The sequence below is a fragment of the Dinoroseobacter sp. S375 genome, from assembly GCF_049800775.1.
Classification (GTDB): domain Bacteria; phylum Pseudomonadota; class Alphaproteobacteria; order Rhodobacterales; family Rhodobacteraceae; genus Dinoroseobacter.
In genome coordinates this window covers 66,592-84,481 of record NZ_JBNAFR010000008.1, presented here as the reverse complement: position 1 = coordinate 84,481, position 17,890 = coordinate 66,592, and the positions used below count along the sequence as shown (strand labels likewise).

The following is a 17,890-nucleotide window of genomic DNA, read 5'->3' as shown; positions in this document are numbered from 1 at the left end:
CAGGCAACGCGCAGCTGCGCGGGTCCGCGCGGTGCATATATGCACCGCGCACGGGGGTGCCCGTGACCACTGATCGCCGCAACCGTGCCTGGTATGGCAAGCTCGACAAGGACGGGTTCATTCACCGCTCCTGGATGAAGAACCAGGGCTTTCCGGACCATGTCTTCGATGGCCGCCCGGTCATCGGGATCTGCAACACCTGGTCCGAGCTGACCCCGTGCAATCACGGCCTGCGCACCCTCGCCGAAGGCGTCAAGCGCGGCGTGTGGGAGGCGGGCGGCTTCCCCGTCGAGTTCCCGGTCATGTCGCTGGGCGAGACCCAGATGAAGCCCACCGCCATGCTGTTCCGCAACCTTCTGGCCATGGATGTCGAGGAATCCATCCGCGCCTATGGCATGGACGGCGTCGTTCTGCTGGGCGGCTGTGACAAGACCACCCCGGGCCAGCTCATGGGCGCAGCCTCGGTCGACCTGCCCTCCATCGTGGTCTCGGCAGGACCGATGCTGAACGGCAAGTATCGCGGGCAGGATATCGGATCGGGCACGGATGTCTGGAAGTTCTCCGAGGCTGTGCGCGCGGGCGAGATGACACTGGCGGATTTCATGAATGCCGAAGCTGGCATGTCCCGCTCCGCCGGGGTCTGCATGACCATGGGCACCGCCTCCACCATGGCCTCACTGGTCGAGGCGATGGGCCTGTCCCTGCCAACCAATGCCGCCCTTCCGGCGGTGGATGCGCGGCGCATGGCGCTCGCGCATCTGACCGGCAAACGCATCGTCGAAATGGTCGAGGAAGACCTGCGCCCTAGCGCGATCCTGACCAAGGAGGCCTTCGAGAACGCGATCCTCGCCAATGCCGCCGTGGGTGGCTCGACCAATGCGGTCGTCCACCTTCTGGCGCTGGCGGGCCGCGCCAATGTCGATCTGAGCCTCAAGGATTTCGAGATCGGCGGCGAGATCCCCCTGCTGGTGAACTGCATGCCCTCGGGCCAGTACCTGATGGAGGATTTCGCCTATGCGGGCGGCGTGCCCGTCGTACTGTCGGAACTCAAGGACCATCTGCGTCCCGCCACCACCGTGCTGGGCAAGGACATCTCCGCCTATGCGGAGGGAGCAGAGTGTTTCAACAGCGATGTCATCCGGTCGATGGAGGCCCCTGTGAAGCCCGCAGCCGGGCTCCGGGTTCTGACCGGCTCGCTCGCCCCGGACGGCGCGATCGTCAAACCCTCGGCGGCCACGGATGCCCTGCTCGAACATGAGGGGGAGGCCTTCGTGTTTGAGAACATCGAGGACATGAAAGCCAATATCGACCGCGACGACCTGCCGGTGACGCCCGAGACGATCCTCGTGCTCAAGGGCTGCGGACCCAAAGGCTATCCCGGCATGCCGGAGGTGGGGAATATGCCGATCCCGGCCAAGCTCGTCCGCGAAGGCGTGCGCGACATGATCCGCGTCTCAGACGCGCGCATGTCGGGCACCGCCTATGGTACCGTGATCCTCCATGTGGCGCCCGAGGCGCAGGCGGGCGGACCGCTGGCCCTCGTGAAGAACGGCGACCGGATCCGCATCTCGGCCAAGGACGGGGTGCTCGACCTGCTGGTGGAGGATGCCGAGCTTGCCGCGCGCCGCGCAGCCTGGACCCCCGACCCGCCCCATTACACGCGCGGCTATGCCAAGCTCTATGTGGATCACGTGCTGCAGGCCAATCAGGGCGCGGATCTGGATTTTCTGGTGGGTCAGGACACCCGCCCTGTGACACGAGAAAGCCACTGATGACTGCGAGCTATTCCGACCTCGACGGCGCGTCCGTCTTCATCACCGGCGGCGGCTCCGGCATTGGTGCTGCGCTGACCGATGGGTTCATGTCCCAGGGCGCGCAGGTGGCCTTCATCGGTCGCTCCGACGCCAGCGATTTCGTCGCCGAGATGACCGCGAAACACGGGCGCGCGCCGCTCTTCATTCAAGGCGACATCACCGATACGGAAGGCCTGCGCGCCGCCATCTCCCGGTCGGCGGAGGCCCATGGCCCCATCACCGCCCTCGTGAACAACGCCGCCAATGACAAACGCCACAGCACCGCAGAGGTTACGCCCGAGTTCTGGGACTGGATGCAGGCGGTCAATCTCAAGGCCTATTTCTTTGCCGCCCAGGCCGTGACGCCCGGCATGGCGGCGGCGGGCGGCGGATCCATCGTGAATTTCAGCTCGATCAGCTACATGATGGGGAATGCGGGCTACCCGGCCTACACCACAGCCAATGCCGGGATCACCGGCCTCTCGCGCAGCCTTGCGCGCGAGTTCGGGCCGGACAGGATCCGGGTCAACGCCCTCGCCCCGGGCTGGGTGCTGACCCAGAAACAGCTCGACATGTGGGCCACCCCCGAGGATCTGGAGGCGCATCTGTCCCGCGCCTGCCTCAAGGAGCATCTCGCCCCCGAGGATATCGTTGGCGCGACCCTGTTTCTTGCCTCGGCCAGCAGCCGTATGATGACCGGACAATGCATGGTCGTGGATGGTGGCGTGGTGGTGACAGGATGAACGAAACCGGCTGGATCGCAGTAGACTGGGGCACTTCGCATCTGCGGGCCTGGCGCATGGCCGGGGAGACAGTCCGGGCCGAGGCGCATTCGGATGCGGGCATGGGCACGCTGGATCGCGCCGGGTTCGAACCCGCCTTGCTGGCGCTGATTGGCGACTGGCTGGAGGGGCCCACGGATGTGCTGGCCTGTGGCATGGTTGGCTCCCGTCAGGGCTGGGTCGAGGCGCCCTATGCGGCGGTGCCCTGCGCCCCGCTGGGCCCCGCCCCCGTGCGCGCCGCCTGCGCCGACTCGCGGCTGCGGGTCCATGTGATCCCGGGGCTCAAGCAACCCAAGCCTGCGGATGTCATGCGCGGGGAAGAGACCCAGATTGCCGGGTTTCTTGCCCGCAACCCGGGCTGGGACGGGGTGATCTGCTTGCCGGGCACCCATACGAAATGGGCCCATATCAGCGCGGGCGAGGTCGTCAGCTTCCAGACCTTCATGACCGGCGAGCTCTATTTCACCCTCGCGCACCATTCGGTGTTGCGCCATTCGCTCGCGGATGCAGGCTGGGACGCTGAGGCCTTTGCCGAGGGGCTCAGCGATGGCATGGCCCGGCCCGAACGGATCGCGGCGCGGCTCTTTGGCCTGCGCGCCACGGATCTGCTCGAAGGCATTGCACCGGATGCGACGCGCGCGCGGCTCTCGGGCCTCCTGATCGGGGCGGAGCTTGTCGCCGCCCGCCCCTATTGGCTGGGCCAGCAGGTGGCGCTGATCGGCGCGCCCAAGGTCACCGCCCCTTACCAGACCGCGCTCGAGGCGCAAGCCGTGCCCGCCCGGATCGCCGATGGCGCCGAGATGGTGCGCGCCGGACTCGCCAGCGCCTATGCCAGCTTGAGAGAAACCGCATGAGCAGACCCCTGATCGCCATTTTGCGCGGCATCACCCCGCCCGAAGCCGTGCCCGTGGCGACGCGGCTCGTCAGCGCCGGGATCGACCGGATCGAAGTGCCGCTGAACTCGCCAGACGCGCTGGACAGCATTACGGCCATGGTCGACGCCCTGGGCGACAGCGCGCTGATCGGGGCGGGCACGGTCCTGACCCGGGACGAGGTGCGCGATGTGAAGGCCGCGGGCGGACAGATCATCGTCTCGCCCAACGCCGACACAGACGTCATCCGCGAGACCCGCGCGCAAGGTATGCTGAGCTTTCCCGGCGTGTTCAGCCCGACCGAGTGCTTTGCGGCGCTCGAGGCCGGGGCCACGGGGCTGAAGCTCTTCCCGGCCTCGGTCGGTGGGCTGGGGCTCTTGAAGGCGCTGGTGCCCGTCTTGCCGAAGGGCACGGACATCTATGCCGTGGGCGGGATCGACGGGCCGGATTTCGCGGCCTGGCTCGCGGCGGGGGCCAAGGGGTTCGGTCTGGGCAGCTCGCTCTATGCACCGGGCGACACGGATGAACAGGTCTATCTCAAGGCGCTCAGCATCGTGCGCTATTACGGGGCGGCCATCTCGTGATCGCGGCGCTCTATGATGACCGGCCCTGCGCGCTTGGCGAGGGGCCGCTCTGGCACCCCGAACGTCAGCAGCTTTTCTGGTTCGACATCACCGGGCAGCGGATGCTGTCGCGGGATGCCGACGGGCCGTTGGAATGGGCGTTTGACGAGATGGTCTCGGCGGCGGGTTGGGTGGATCGCAATACGCTGCTGATTGCGTCGGAAACCGCCCTTGCGACCTTCGATTTGATCGAGGGCGAGAGCCAGTTCCTCGCCCCGCTGGAGGCGGACAGCCCCGCCACCCGGTCCAATGACGGGCGCGCGGACCCCTGGGGCGGGTTCTGGATCGGGACCATGGGCAAGGCGGCAGAGCCCGGTGCCGGAGCGATTTATCGCTTCCATGATGGCGCCTTGCGGCGGGTTGAGCCGGGGATCACGATCTCCAACGCGATCTGTTTCGACCGGGACCGGGCCTGCGCCTATTACACGGACACACCGACACGGCAGGTGATGCGCCTGCCCGTTGATGCAGAGGGCTGGCCCGATGGCCCGGCAGAGGTGGCGGTCGACCTGCGCGCCGAAGGGCTGAACCCGGACGGTGCTGTGACCGATAAGGAGGGCAATCTGTGGATTGCCCAATGGGGCGCATCCCGCGTGGCCTGCTACAGTCCCGAGGGCGCGTTACTTCGGGCCGTGGACTGCGCCGGGCAGCATGCCTCCTGCCCTGCCTTTGGCGGGGCCGGGCTGGATCAGCTCTTTGTCACCACGGCGCGCGAGGGGCTCAGGGCCGAAGAGATTGCCGAGGCCCCCGAAAACGGCTGCGTCTTCACCGCCCATGGGGTCGCCCAAGGGCACCCGGAACCACGGGTGATCCTGTGAGCCGCAAACTGGGGGTGTGCTACTACCCCGAGCACTGGCCCGAGGATCAATGGCCGCGCGATGCGGCCCGGATGAAAGCGGCAGGGCTGACCCTTGTCCGGATCGGCGAGTTCGCGTGGTCCCGGCTCGAACCCAGCCCCGGGGATCTGCAATTCGACTGGCTGGACCGCGCGGTCGCGGTGCTGGCCGAGGCCGGGCTCGAGGTGGTGATGGGCACCCCAACGGCCACCCCGCCCCGCTGGATGCTGGACAAGCATCCCGACATGCTGGCCCATGATGCCGAGGGCCGCCCGCGCGGGTTCGGATCACGGCGGCATTACTGTTTCGCCCATCTCGGCTACCGGGCCGAGGCGGCGCGGATCGCCCGGATCATGGGCGAACGCTATGGCCGAGACCCGCGTGTGGTGGCCTGGCAGATCGACAATGAATACGGCTGCCACGACACCACGCTCAGCTACTCCCCCGCCGCGCGAGACGGGTTCCGCGACTGGCTGGCGCAGCGCTATCAATCGACAGAGGCGCTGAACCGGGCATGGGGCAATGTATTCTGGTCCATGGACTATGACAACTTCGACCAAATCGAGTTGCCGAACCTGACCGTGACCGAGCCGAACCCCTCTCACGCCATGGCGTTCCGTCGTTTCGCCTCGGATATGGTCGTCGCCTTCAACCGCGCGCAGGTGAACGCGCTGCGCCCGCTCACGGATGCGCCGCTGATCCACAACTATATGGGCCGGGTCACCGAGTTCGATCACCATGACCTTGGCACGGATCTGGAGATCGCGAGCTGGGACAGCTATCCGATGGGCTTCCTGATGGACCGCGTTGAAGGCGATGCGACCCACAAGGCGACCTATCTGCGCCAGGGGGATCCGGATTTCCAGGCCTTCCACCACGACCTCTATCGCGGGGTCGGGCAGGACGGACGCTGGTGGGTCATGGAACAACAGCCCGGCCCGGTGAACTGGGCCCCGTGGAACCCCGCCCCCCTGCCCGGGATGGTGCGGCTCTGGTCCCACGAGGCCTTTGCCCATGGGGCCGAGGCCGTGTGCTATTTCCGCTGGCGGCAGGCCCCCTTCGCGCAGGAGCAGATGCATGCGGGCCTTCTGCGCGCCGATGATGCCAAGGCCCCGGGCCTCACTGAGGCGCGTCAGGTGGCGGAGGAGATCGCCGCCCTGCCCGAGGCGCGGATCTCGCGCGCGCCCGTGGCACTGGTCTTTGACTACCCGTCCCAATGGGCCTGGGAGGTGCAGCCCCAGGGCGCGGATTTCGATTATTTCTCGCTGTGTTTCGAGATGTATCGGGGCTTGCGGAAACTGGGCCTGTCCGTGGATATCCTGCCCGCGGATCCGGCGCGCCTGTCGGGCTATGACCTGATCCTCGTCCCGGGCCTGCTCAGCCTCAGCGCCGAGATGACGACCTTTCTCGCCGAGACCCCGGCACAGGTGCTGATCGGCCCGCGCGCAGGCTCCAAGACACCGGAGCTGACCATGGCGCTGCCGCTCGGCCCCGGCCTGTACGACCTCGACGTCACGGTCACCCACGTGGAAAGCCTGCCCCCCGGCGCGGGGCGTGCTCTGACCGGGGGCGGTCAGGCCGAACGCTGGATCGAGGCAATCGAGAGCCCGATCCCGCCCCGGATCACGACCGAGGACGGCGCGCCGATGCTGTTGAGCGCGGATCGCCAGAGCTATCTGGCCGCTTGGCCGGACCCGGAAGCCCTCTCCCGGATCCTGCGAGATCTTTGTGCACAGGCAGGCATCAATACCACCAAAATGCCCGAAGGCGTGCGACAGCGCGTGATGGGACCCCACCGGTTGGTGGTAAATTATTCCCCCGAAACCCGTATTTTCGAAGACGACCACTTGCCCCCGGCGGGCCTGCTGTGGAAATTGGCCTCATGAACAAAAATGTCGCACCCGAGATTCCCACCCCGCGTTTTGACGAGATGCGGCAAACCACCTGTTACATGTGCGCCTGCCGCTGCGGGATCAATGTGCATCTCAAGGATGGAAAGGTCGCCTATATCGAGGGCAACCGCGCCCACCCGGTGAACAAGGGCGTGCTCTGCGCCAAGGGTTCGGCGGGCATCAAGCAGCACACCGCCCCTTCGCGCCTGCGCGCACCGCTGAAACGCGTCGGCCCGCGCGGCTCGGGCCAGTTCGAGGAAATTTCCTGGGAGGAGGCGCTGCAGACCGCGACGGACTGGCTCGCCCCCCTGCGCGAGGAGGCCCCGGAGAAGCTCGCCTTCTTCACCGGACGCGACCAGTCACAAAGCTTCACCAGCTTCTTTGCGCAAAACTTCGGCACACCGAATTACGCGGCGCACGGTGGCTTCTGCTCGGTGAACATGGCGGCGGCAGGGATCTATACGATGGGCGGCGCGTTCTGGGAGTTCGGCTCACCGGACTGGGAACACACCAAGATGTTCCTCCTCTTCGGGGTCGCCGAAGACCATGACAGCAACCCGATCAAGATCGGCCTCGGCAAGCTGAAGAAGCGCGGCGCCAAGGTGATCGGGATCAACCCGATCCGCACGGGCTATAATGCCGTGGCGGATGATTGGTACGGGATCACACCGGGCACCGATGGCCTGCTGATCCTGTCGCTGATCCACTGCCTGCTGCGCGCGGGCCGGATCGATCTCGACTATCTTGCGGCCTTCACCAACGCGCCCGTGCTGGTGAACGAGGACCCGGCGAGCCCCGAGCATGGCCTGCTGCTGCGGGACGAGGATGGCGAGCTGCTGATCCTCGACCGGGCTACGGGCAAACCCGTCCCCTTCGACACACAAGGCGTGCAACCGGACCTCGCTGGCTCGCACCGTCATGCCGGGGTCAGCCACCGCCCGGTGATCCAGCATATCGCCGAGAAATACCTCAGCGAAGACTACGCCCCCGAGGCCGTGGCCGAGCGCTGCGGGATCTCTGCCGACCGGATCCGGGGCCTGGCCGCCGAACTGGCGCGCACCGCCTTTGACGAGGCGTTTGAACTCGACATCCCCTGGACGGATTTCCGCGGCAACACGCATGCCAAGATGCAGGGCCGCCCGGTGGCCATGCATTCCATGCGCGGCATCTCCGCCCATGGCAACGGCTTCCAGACCGCCCGCGCCCTGCACCTCTTGCAGATCCTGCTCGGCACGGTGGAGGTCCCCGGCGGCTTCCGCTTCAAACCGCCCTACCCCAAACCGCCCGAGGCGCATCCCAAACCCCATTGCAAGGTCACGCCCGGCGCGCCGCTGGATGGGCCGCATCTGGGGTTTGTGCACGGCCCCGATGACCTCTGCCTCAAACCCGATGGCAGCCCCGCGCGCATCGACAAGGCGTTCTCCTGGGACAACCCGATGTCCGCCCATGGGCTGATGCATATGGTGATCTCCAACGCCCATGCGGGGGATCCCTACAAGGTCGACACGCTGTTCATGTACATGGCGAACATGGCGTGGAATTCGTCCATGAACACCGCCGAGACCATGGCGATGCTCACCGATACGGATGAGAATGGCGACTACAAGATCCCGCATATCATCTATGCCGACAGCTACGATTCCGAAATGGTCTCCTACGCGGATCTGATCTTCCCGGACACGACCTATCTCGAACGCCATGACTGCATCTCTCTGCTCGACCGCCCGATCTGCGAACCCGATGCGGTGGCTGATGCAATCCGATGGCCCGTGGTGGAGCCTGACCGCGATGTCCGCGGCTTCCAATCCGTGCTGGTGGAGCTCGGCGCGCGGCTCGGCCTGCCCGGGTTCGTCGACGGCGATGGCAAGCAGCTCTATTCGGATTACGCCGATTACATGGTGAACCATGAACGCCGCCCGGGCGTCGGCCCGCTCTCGGGTTTTCGCGGCAATGGCGATGCGGCGGGGCGCGGCGCGCCGAACCCCGACCAGCTCCAGCGCTATATCGACAATGGCGGCTTCTGGGAGGCCGAGGTCCCCGAAGAGGCCCGCTATTACAAGCCCTGGAACAGCGCCTATCAGGACTGGGCGGTGGAGATGGCCTTCTACGACAAGCCCCAGCCATATATCTTCAACCTCTGGTCCGAGCCCCTGCGCCGGTTCCAGCTCGCCGCCGAGGGCCATGGCGCGCGCCAGCCGCCGGACCACCTGCGCGCCCAGATCAAGGAGAAACTCTCCCCCCTGCCCATCTGGTACGACAGCACCGATGCCCGCATGGTCGAGTTCCCCCTCCATGCCCTGACCCAGCGTCCCATGGCCATGTACCACTCCTGGGGCTCGCAGAACGCCTGGCTGCGCCAGATCCACGGGGTCAACCCCCTCTACGTCCCCAGCGCCGTCTGGGAGGAGCACGGCTTTGCCGAGGGCGACTGGGCCACCCTGACCTCGCGGCACGGCCAGATCACCATCCCCGTGGCCCTGATGGCCGCGCTGAACCCGAAAACCGTCTGGACCTGGAACGCGATCGGCAAGCGCAAGGGCGCCTGGGGCCTCGACAAGGACGCGCCCGAAGCCACCAAGGGCTTCCTGCTCAACCACCTGATCTCCGAACTGCTTCCGGCACGCTCGGACGGGATGCGCTGGTCGAACTCCGACCCGGTCACCGGCCAGGCCGCCTGGTTCGACCTGCGGGTCAACATCGCCAAAACCGGCACCCAGCCCGCAAGCCAGCCCAGCTTCCCGCCGCTCGGAGCCCGCTCATGACCCCCAAGCTTAAGTCCCCAAATATCCCGGGGGGTCTGGGGGGCTGGCCCCCCATATCCTGCCGCCAGCCAAGGAGCGCTCCATGACCGAGCTTCCCGCCAGCACCGAAAAGAAGCTCGGCCTCGTCATTGACCTCGATACCTGCGTGGGCTGCCACGCCTGCGTGGTCGCCTGCAAGGGCTGGAACGATCAGGCCTATGGCGCACCGCTCAGCGATCAGGACCCATACGGCGCGGAACCCACGGGCACCTTCCTCAACCGCGTCCACAGCTACGAGGTCACGCCCGAGGCAGGCCCGGCCCAGCTGATCCACTTCCCGAAATCCTGCCTCCATTGCGAGGACGCGCCCTGCGTGACCGTCTGCCCGACCGGGGCCAGCTACAAACGCGCTGAGGACGGGATCGTGCTGGTCAACGAGGATGCCTGCATCGGCTGCGGCCTCTGCGCATGGGCCTGCCCTTACGGCGCGCGCGAGATGGATGCGGCCGCGGGTGTGATGAAGAAATGCACCCTCTGCGTCGACCGGATCTACAACGAGACCCTGCCCGAAGAAGACCGCCAACCCGCCTGCGTGCGCACCTGCCCGGCGGGCGCTCGCCATTTCGGGGATCTGGGCGATCCTGACAGTGCCGTGAGCCAGCTCGTTGCCGAGCGTGGCGGCATGGACCTCATGCCCGAGCAGGGCACCAAGCCCGTCAACAAGTACCTGCCGCCCCGTCCCAAGGATGATGTGCCGGAATTTGACGTGCTCGCCCCCTATCTCGAACCGGTCGCGACCGAGCCCACGGGCTTTCTGGGCTGGCTCGACCGCACTCTGGATCGGATCTGAGCCATGCATCCCGCAAAATCTGTCATTCTCTTCACCTCCCTGTCCGGCATCGGCTTTGGCCTGCTGATCTGGCTCGGGCTCGGCATTCCCAAGGCCGTGGGCTGGGTCGGGTTCGTCTATTACGCGCTGGCCTTCGCGCTGTCGGTGGGCGGGCTGATTGCCTCGACCTTCCATCTGGGCAACCCGCAACGGGCTTGGCGCGCCTTCACCCAGTGGAAAACAAGCTGGCTCAGCCGCGAAGCGGTGCTGGCCGTGGGCGCGCTGACGATCATGGGGCTCCACGCGGCGGCGGCGGTGTTTCTCGGCTACCAACCCGCATTCCTAGGGCTGCTCGGCGCGGCGCTCTGTCTGGCGACAGTGCTCGCCACGGCGATGATCTATACCCAGCTCAAAACCGTACCGCGCTGGAACCAGCCGGCCACGCCGGTTCTCTTCGGGCTGCTGAGCCTTGGGGGCGGGGCGCTTCTGGCCGGGCATATCACCACGGCGCTCTGGCTGCTGGCCGCCATTGGGGCCGTGCAGGTCTGGGCGTGGCTGCACGGCGACAAGGCCTTCTCCGGAGGCGCCACGACCCTGTCCAGCGCCACGGGCCTCGGTGCGCAGGTCCGCGCCTTCGAGCCGCCCCATACGGGCGGCAATTACCTGATGCGCGAGATGGTCTACGAGGTCGGTCGCAAGCATGCCCTGAAGCTGCGCGTGATTGCCCTGGGTCTGATGGCGGTGCTGCCGCTGGTGCTCATCCTGCTCAATGACAAGCATCTCGTGGTCGGACTCGCCGTGATCTCCCATTTCGCCGGGGTGCTGGTGGCGCGCTGGCTCTTTTTTGCAGAAGCCGAGCATGTGGTCGGGCTCTATTACGGACGGGAACAGAACGCCGCCAGCCCGGCCTGAGCCCCAACGGCGCGGCCCGGTCAGGGCCGCGCGCAGACCTCCTTCAACCCGGTATAGAGCGCCCGGAAGCGGGGCAACCGGTCCGCGTGGCGCAGATCGGCGCGCGGCGTGAAGACCGCACCGATCTCGGGCGGGGTCGCCAGATCTGAGAGCGCAGTAGCCCCGATGCCCAGAGCCGCGAGCTTGGCCGCCCCCAGGGCCGGGCCCTGATCGGCCCCGGCCGGTCGCCGCAGGGGCACCCCAAGCACATCGGCCAGCGTCTGCAGCACCAGATCACTGCGCGCTCCGCCGCCAATGGCCAGCGGCGCGTCCGCGCTCAGCCCGGCCTCGTTCAGCGCATCCTGCGCATCGGCAAAGCTATAGGCGATGGCGTCGATCACGGCGCGCATCATTTCCCCCGGCCCGGTGCCGTGGCTCAGTCCCTGGAACCCCGCGCGAGCACTCGGGTCACCATGGGGCGTCCGCTCGCCGGTCAGGTAAGGCAGGAAGAGGGGTGTGTGGCGCGGATCCGCGGTCTGAGCGGCCGCAAGCAGGTCTGGCAGCTCGCGCCCCAAGGCTCGGGCAAGCCAGGCCATGGGGGCCGCCCCGTTGAGCATGGCCGCCATCTGGATGTATCCGCCCGGCAGGCAATGGGCGAAACTGTGCAGCAGGCGTTCCGGGTTCGGTGCGTGCCGGTCACTGGCGAGCAGATACTGACCGGAGGTGCCAAGCGAGATCATCGCGCGACCCGGCTGCACCACGCCCACCCCCACGGCGCCCGCCATGGCATCGCCGCCGCCTCGGATGACCGGCAGGCCCGGGCGGAGACCCAGCGCCCTTGCGGCGTCGCGTGACAGCCCTCCGGCGGGTGCGGTGCCCTCGGCCAGCTTCGGGACCTGGGCGCGTGTGAGCCCGCTGAAGGCCAGCGCAGCGTCATCCCAGTCCCGTGCCGCCTGATCGAGCCAGAGCGTGCCTGCGGCCTCGGACATCTCGGAGACGAACCCGCCATGGAGCCGGTAGCCCAGCCAGTCCTTGGCCTGCAGCACCATCGCGGTCGCGCGATGGGTCTCGGGCTCGGCCCGTGCCAGCCAGGCGAGCTTGGGGGCGGTAAAGCCCGGCATGGGCGGCACCCCGGCCCGGGCGCCAATCCCCGGCAGGGCCTCGGCCATGGCAGCGCTCTCGGCCTCCGCACGGTTGTCATTCCAGAGCATGGCCGGGCGCAGGACCGCACCGTCTGCGCCAAGACAGACCGCCCCATGCATCTGGCCCGAAAGGCCAATGGCGCTGATCGCGTCCCAGCCCGCTTGCCCTTTGAGATCGGCGCAGGCCTGGCAGACCGCGCGCCACCAATCTTCGGGATCCTGCTCGCTAGCACCGGGCGTCGGTGTGGCCACCTGCAACGGGGCACTGGCCGTTCCGCAGACAGCCTGCCCGTCCCAAATCAGCGCCTTGACCGCCGATGTGCCAATATCGAGACCGAGATACATGGGCTCCTCCCTTTCCGCCGCCGCCAAGCGCGGTCCACATGTGGACCGCGCCGTCGCGCCCCGCCCGCTGCGGTCTCTCTTGGGTACGGGCGCGTGCTCGCTGCCGCAACGAAAAAGGCCCGCGCAGGGCGGGCCTTTTCCAGATCTGATGTCTGGCTTCAATCAGTCGATGAGCGGCAGCAGCTTGTCGAAGCTCGCCTTCGCGTCGCCGTAGAACATCCGCGTGTTCTCCTTGTAGAAGAGCGGGTTCTCGATGCCCGAATAACCGGTGCCCTGCCCCCGCTTGGAGACGAAGACCTGCTTGGCCTTCCAGCATTCCAGAACCGGCATCCCGGCAATCGGCGAGTTCGGATCCTCTTGTGCGGCGGGGTTCACGATGTCATTCGACCCGATCACGATGGCCACATCCGTCTCCGGGAAGTCATCATTGATCTCGTCCATCTCCATCACGATGTCATAGGGCACCTTCGCCTCGGCCAGCAGCACGTTCATGTGCCCGGGCAGACGGCCCGCAACCGGGTGGATCGCAAAGCGAACTTCCTTGCCCTGCCCGCGCAGCTTGCGGGTCAGCTCGGCAACGGTCTGCTGGGCCTGGGCCACGGCCATGCCGTAGCCGGGGATGATGATGATGCTGTCGGCTTCGTTCAGTGCCGTCGCAACACCATCGGCATCGATCGCCACCTGCTCGCCCTCGACCTCCATCTGCGGGCCACCGGCACCACCAAAGCCACCAAGGATCACGCTGACAAAGGCCCGGTTCATGGCCTTGCACATGATGTAGGACAGGATCGCACCGGAGGAGCCCACCAGAGCGCCGACCACGATCAGCAGGTCATTGCCGAGGCTGAAGCCGATCGCCGCCGCCGCCCAGCCGGAGTAGCTGTTGAGCATCGAGACAACCACGGGCATGTCCGCGCCGCCGATCCCCATGATCAGGTGATAGCCGATGAAGAGTGCCAGCAGCGTCAGCAGAACCAGCGTCCAGCTGCCTGCGCCACCCAGATACATCGCCGTCAGCACCAGCGAGCCTGCTGCCGCTGCCGCGTTCAGCATATGCCCACCGGGCAGCTGCTTGGCCGCGGAGTTCACCTTGCCCGCCAGTTTGCCATAGGCAATCACGGAGCCGGTGAAGGTCACGGCGCCGATCCAGATGCCGAGCACCAGCTCGACCCGGAGAATGCCGATCTCGACGCCGGATTTCTTGGCGATGAGCTTGCCGAAGGAGGACAGACCGTCGGTGATCTCCTTGGGCAGACCGATGGCCGTATAGCCATCCGCACCCACCGCGCCAAGCACCTGGCCATTGGCCTCGTAGATCGCCGCAATGTCATTGATCATCAGGTCGGCGTTGAAGCCCACGAAGACCGCCGCGAGGCCAACGAGCGAGTGCATGATCGCCACAAGCTCGGGCATCTGCGTCATCTGCACCTTGGTGGCGAGCTGATAACCGACCGCCGCGCCGAGCGCGATCAGGATGATCGAGGCCCAGGCCAGCCCCTGACCGGGGCCCGTGATCGTCGCCACAACCGCCAGCGCCATGCCCGCGATGCCATACCATACAGCGCGCTTGGCGCTCTCTTGTCCGCTCAGACCACCCAGAGACAGGATGAAAAGAACTGCTGCAACCGCGTAGGCCGCAATCGTAAATCCGAATTCCATAGTCCGGAGCTCCTTAGGATTTCTGGAACATGGCGAGCATGCGCCGTGTCACGAGGAAGCCGCCGAAGATATTCACCGAGGCCATGAAGATGCCCGCCGCGGCGAGCACGGTGATCAGGAGCGAGCTCGATCCGATCTGGATCAGCGCGCCGAGAATGATGATCGACGAAATTGCGTTGGTCACCGCCATCAGGGGCGTGTGCAGCGAGTGTGCCACGTTCCAGATGACCTGGAAGCCGATGAAGACCGACAGGATGAAGACGATGAAATGCTGCATGAAGCTCGCGGGCGCAATCAGGCCCACCCCCAGCAGCAGCGCCGCGCCAACGGCCAGAAGCGTGACCTGGTTCTTGGTCTGCGCCTTGAAGGCCGCGGCCTCCTCGGCCTTGATCTCCTCGGGGGTCTTCTCCTTGGGCTTTTCCTTGGTCTGCGCCGCGATGGCCGCAATTTTCGGCGGGGGCGGCGGGAAGGTGATTTCGCCCGCATGGGTGATGGTCGCCCCGCGGATCACGTCATCGTCCATGTCGTGATTGGTCTGACCGTCCTTCTCGGGGGTCAGATCGGTCATCAGGTGACGAATGTTGGTCGCATAGAGCGTCGAGGACTGCGCCGCCATCCGGCTCGGGAAGTCGGTATAGCCGATGATGGTCACGCCATTATCGGTGACGATCTTCTCGTCCATAACGGTCAGCTTGCAGTTGCCGCCCTTCTCGGCGGCGAGATCGACGATGACCGAGCCAGGCTTCATGCTCTCGACCATGTCCTTGGTCCAGAGCTCGGGCGCTTCGCGGTTCGGGATCAGCGCGGTGGTGATCACGATGTCCATCTCGGGGGCCAGTTCGCGGAACTTGGCGAGCTGGGCCGCCGCGAATTCGGGGCTGGAGACCGAGGCGTACCCGCCCGTGGCCGCGCCATCCTGCTGCTCTTCCTCGAAGTCGAGGAAGACGAACTCGGCGCCCATGGATTCAACCTGCTCGGCCACTTCGGGACGCACGTCGAACGCATAGGTGATCGCGCCCAGCGAGGTCGAGGTCCCGATGGCGGCCAGACCGGCCACACCGGCGCCCACAACCAGCACCTTGGCGGGCGGAACCTTGCCCGCTGCCGTGATCTGACCCGTGAAGAAGCGACCGAAATTGTTGCCCGCTTCGATCACCGCGCGGTAGCCCGCGATATTGGCCATCGACGACAGCGCGTCCATCTTCTGGGCGCGGCTGATGCGCGGGACCATATCCATGGCAATGACGCTCGCGCCCTTGTCCTTGGCCAGATCCATCAGCGCCTCGTTGGCAGCCGGATAGAAGAAGCTGATCAAGAGCTGGCCCTTGCGCAGACGCTTGGCCTCGGTCTCGCTGGGGGGGCGCACCTTCGCGACGATGTCCACCGCCTTGAACAGCGCGGCGGCGGTCTTGACGACCTCTACCCCATTGGCCTCGTAAAGTGCGTCCGCAAAGCCAGCCGCGTCGCCCGCGCCGGTTTCGATTGCACATTCATATCCGAGTTTCTGCAACTGAAGTGCAGAGTCTGGCGTCATCGCAACTCGTGCTTCGCCAGGAAAGATTTCCTTCGGTGCCCCGATCTTCACGTGTCTTCCTTTCCCGTTTCCACCCAAGCGGGCTTTTCGTTCAAATGGCCTCTTAACACTCGGATTTGATTTGCCGCAACAGGGTGTTAGCGCCACCAGTTCGAGACGCCCCCATGCAATGGGCGCATAGCTTGCCGTGCGATACAAGCATACCTTCGTATACAATTGCAGCAGGGATCAGAGCCAGCGCCGGGTCTGTGCACAATAGGCATCGAAGCGCGCGCCAAAGGCCGCGCGGGCGCGCTCCTCTTCGGCGCGCGCGAAGCGCTGGTCAAGAATATAGACCAAGGCCGCCGCCAGAGGCAGCGAAATCCACGCCTCCCAGCGCAGCATCAGCCCGGTCAGGATCAGGACATCGCCGAGGTAGATCGGGTTGCGCGTGCGCCGAAAAATCCCCTCGGTCAGCAGGGTGCCCGGGGTCAGATGCGGGACTATCGTTGTGGAATGCTTACGAAATTCCAGCGCGGCCAGCAGGATGAGCAGGATCCCTCCACCCACCAGAACACCCCCCAGCAGATCGGTCACCGCCCCGCCCGCAGGACCAATGGGCAGGAACTCCGCCTGAGCCCAGCCGAGCAGCGCACAGATCAGCAGCCAGAGCGGCGGAATGTCGAGCATCTGGTCCAGAGTGAGGTCGCGAAACGGGTTGCCCATGGCGGTCTCCAACGCGGCGCGGGCCGCTGTTTCCTGGCGAGTTAGACGCGCCCCGCGACACATCTCAAGCGCGAAATTGATGCAGCCCCGGCACAAAGCCCCGCTCGGGAACTGCGTCAAGATGCGCGGCGGTTTTTTATGCGATTTGCACAGAGCTCATGGGCCAGCGGGCCCGGATCGGCGAACGATCCGGGCAACCGGAGGGGGCGGGAGGGGTCACTCCCACTCCATCTCCTCGAAGACCCGGCCCGCATTCTTGGTCGCGAGCTCCTCATAAGTGTCGAGATGGGCATAGGGGGTCTGGTCCACGTAATAAGCCTCGCTCAGATCGCCGCCCTCGTCGATATGGGCGCGGATCTGACCCCGCAGATAGACGAGATAATCGCGGGTATAACGCCGGACCTGCGCCATGTTGGTCGGGTGGCCATGCCCCGGGATCACATAGGTCGCCCCGAGCGGCTCGAAGGCGGTCTCCCAGGTTTCGACCCATTCCGAGGTCACGGTATCGGCAAAGATCGGCGGCATCCGCTCGTGAAAGGCCATGTCGCCCGCGATCACGATCTCCCAGTCCGGCAGCCAGACCTGAATGTCGCCCGGGCTGTGCGCCGGGCCGAGATGCAGGACCTCGATCCGCACATCGCCGAGCTCGATCACCTCGCGCTCCTCAAAGGTCCGGTCGGGGGCGACCAGCCGCGTGCCCTCGGCCCGGTCGCGGTTGTAGCGCTTCATGCCTTCTAGGATCTGCGCGCCGTATTCCTCGAACTCATGGGCCGCATCCGCATGGGCGAGGATCTCCACCCCCTGATCGCGCCAATAGGAGTTGCCGAGCATGGCATGCCCCTGCCCGTTCTCGTTGATCACCAGCACCACGCGCTGGTCGGTGATCGTGCGGATCTCGGCATGGAGCGCTTCGGCCAACTGCGCCGAGGCTCCACCATTGACGACGACCACCCCGGCGCCCGTCAGGATGAAGCTGAGATTGTTGTTGTGCCCGGCATTCTCATAGGTCGGCGGCGCCGTCGCCCCGATCGCGGACCAGACATGGGGGATCACCTCCACCGGCTTGGAATAGAGCGGGCTCTGCGGGTACTGATCGGGAATGTCCTCGCTGGCATGGGCCGCAAGGGGCAAGGCGATCGCCGCACAGGCCAAGAGACTGGGCAATTTGGGCATGGTGTTTCCTCCTGCCCAAAACATTCCATTTTCTGAATGTAATGTCCAGTCTGTTGCGTGCCCCACTAAGACC

14 protein-coding genes are annotated in these 17,890 nt (G+C 66.1%); 9 read left to right on the top strand and 5 right to left on the bottom strand.

Going from position 1 to position 17,890, the window contains the following annotated elements; translation table 11 throughout:
• Window positions 1–62: 62 nt before the first annotated feature.
• The 9 genes from ACP150_RS16735 to ACP150_RS16695 all read left to right on the top strand — a co-directional run bounded on the left by ACP150_RS16735 (window position 63) and on the right by ACP150_RS16695 (window position 11,280).
• The gene (locus tag ACP150_RS16735) at window positions 63–1,772 is read left to right on the top strand and encodes an IlvD/Edd family dehydratase (RefSeq protein ID WP_424967816.1); all 1,710 of its coding nucleotides are present in this window, start codon (window positions 63–65) and stop codon (window positions 1,770–1,772) included.
• Complete coding sequence (locus tag ACP150_RS16730) at window positions 1,772–2,536, top strand: SDR family NAD(P)-dependent oxidoreductase (protein WP_424967815.1); 765 nt, start codon at window positions 1,772–1,774, stop codon at window positions 2,534–2,536. Before ACP150_RS16735 ends, ACP150_RS16730 begins: the two co-directional genes overlap by 1 nt.
• Window positions 2,533–3,429, top strand: a complete 897-nt coding sequence (locus ACP150_RS16725) for a 2-dehydro-3-deoxygalactonokinase (RefSeq protein ID WP_424967814.1) — start codon at window positions 2,533–2,535, stop codon at window positions 3,427–3,429. Before ACP150_RS16730 ends, ACP150_RS16725 begins: the two co-directional genes overlap by 4 nt.
• Window positions 3,426–4,031: a 2-dehydro-3-deoxy-6-phosphogalactonate aldolase gene (locus ACP150_RS16720; RefSeq protein ID WP_424967813.1), complete on the top strand. Its 606-nt coding sequence runs from the start codon at window positions 3,426–3,428 to the stop codon at window positions 4,029–4,031. The genes ACP150_RS16725 and ACP150_RS16720 overlap by 4 nt, the downstream gene beginning before the upstream one ends.
• Window positions 4,028–4,888, top strand: a complete 861-nt coding sequence (locus ACP150_RS16715; RefSeq protein ID WP_424967812.1) for an SMP-30/gluconolactonase/LRE family protein — start codon at window positions 4,028–4,030, stop codon at window positions 4,886–4,888. Before ACP150_RS16720 ends, ACP150_RS16715 begins: the two co-directional genes overlap by 4 nt.
• Window positions 4,885–6,792 (top strand): beta-galactosidase, encoded by a 1,908-nt coding sequence (locus ACP150_RS16710; protein ID WP_424967811.1) that lies wholly within the window; start codon window positions 4,885–4,887, stop codon window positions 6,790–6,792. Before ACP150_RS16715 ends, ACP150_RS16710 begins: the two co-directional genes overlap by 4 nt.
• Entirely contained in the window at window positions 6,789–9,560 is a 2,772-nt protein-coding gene (locus ACP150_RS16705) for a molybdopterin oxidoreductase family protein (protein ID WP_424967810.1), read from the top strand. The genes ACP150_RS16710 and ACP150_RS16705 overlap by 4 nt, the downstream gene beginning before the upstream one ends.
• A gap of 82 nt (window positions 9,561–9,642) precedes the next feature.
• Window positions 9,643–10,389 (top strand): 4Fe-4S dicluster domain-containing protein, encoded by a 747-nt coding sequence (locus ACP150_RS16700; protein ID WP_424967809.1) that lies wholly within the window; start codon window positions 9,643–9,645, stop codon window positions 10,387–10,389.
• A gap of 3 nt (window positions 10,390–10,392) precedes the next feature.
• On the top strand, window positions 10,393–11,280 hold the full coding sequence (locus ACP150_RS16695; RefSeq protein ID WP_424967808.1) for a dimethyl sulfoxide reductase anchor subunit family protein: 888 nt from the start codon (window positions 10,393–10,395) through the stop codon (window positions 11,278–11,280).
• A 20-nt stretch (window positions 11,281–11,300) separates the two neighbouring features.
• Here the strand turns inward: ACP150_RS16695 and xylB are convergent, their stop codons facing one another.
• The 5 genes from xylB to ACP150_RS16670 form a co-directional block, all read right to left on the bottom strand.
• Window positions 11,301–12,746, bottom strand: coding sequence for a xylulokinase (gene xylB, locus ACP150_RS16690; RefSeq protein WP_424967807.1), 1,446 nt, complete (start codon window positions 12,744–12,746; stop codon window positions 11,301–11,303).
• 162 nt (window positions 12,747–12,908) lie between these two features.
• Window positions 12,909–14,405 carry an NAD(P)(+) transhydrogenase (Re/Si-specific) subunit beta gene (locus ACP150_RS16685; protein ID WP_424967806.1) on the bottom strand — a complete coding sequence of 499 codons (1,497 nt, stop codon included), beginning with the start codon at window positions 14,403–14,405 and terminating at the stop codon, window positions 12,909–12,911.
• A gap of 13 nt (window positions 14,406–14,418) precedes the next feature.
• Entirely contained in the window at window positions 14,419–15,990 is a 1,572-nt protein-coding gene (locus ACP150_RS16680) for a Re/Si-specific NAD(P)(+) transhydrogenase subunit alpha (protein WP_424967805.1), read from the bottom strand.
• A gap of 177 nt (window positions 15,991–16,167) precedes the next feature.
• Window positions 16,168–16,644, bottom strand: coding sequence for a methyltransferase family protein (locus ACP150_RS16675; RefSeq protein ID WP_424967804.1), 477 nt, complete (start codon window positions 16,642–16,644; stop codon window positions 16,168–16,170).
• A gap of 216 nt (window positions 16,645–16,860) precedes the next feature.
• Window positions 16,861–17,817, bottom strand: coding sequence for an MBL fold metallo-hydrolase (locus ACP150_RS16670; protein ID WP_424967803.1), 957 nt, complete (start codon window positions 17,815–17,817; stop codon window positions 16,861–16,863).
• Window positions 17,818–17,890 lie beyond the last annotated feature (73 nt).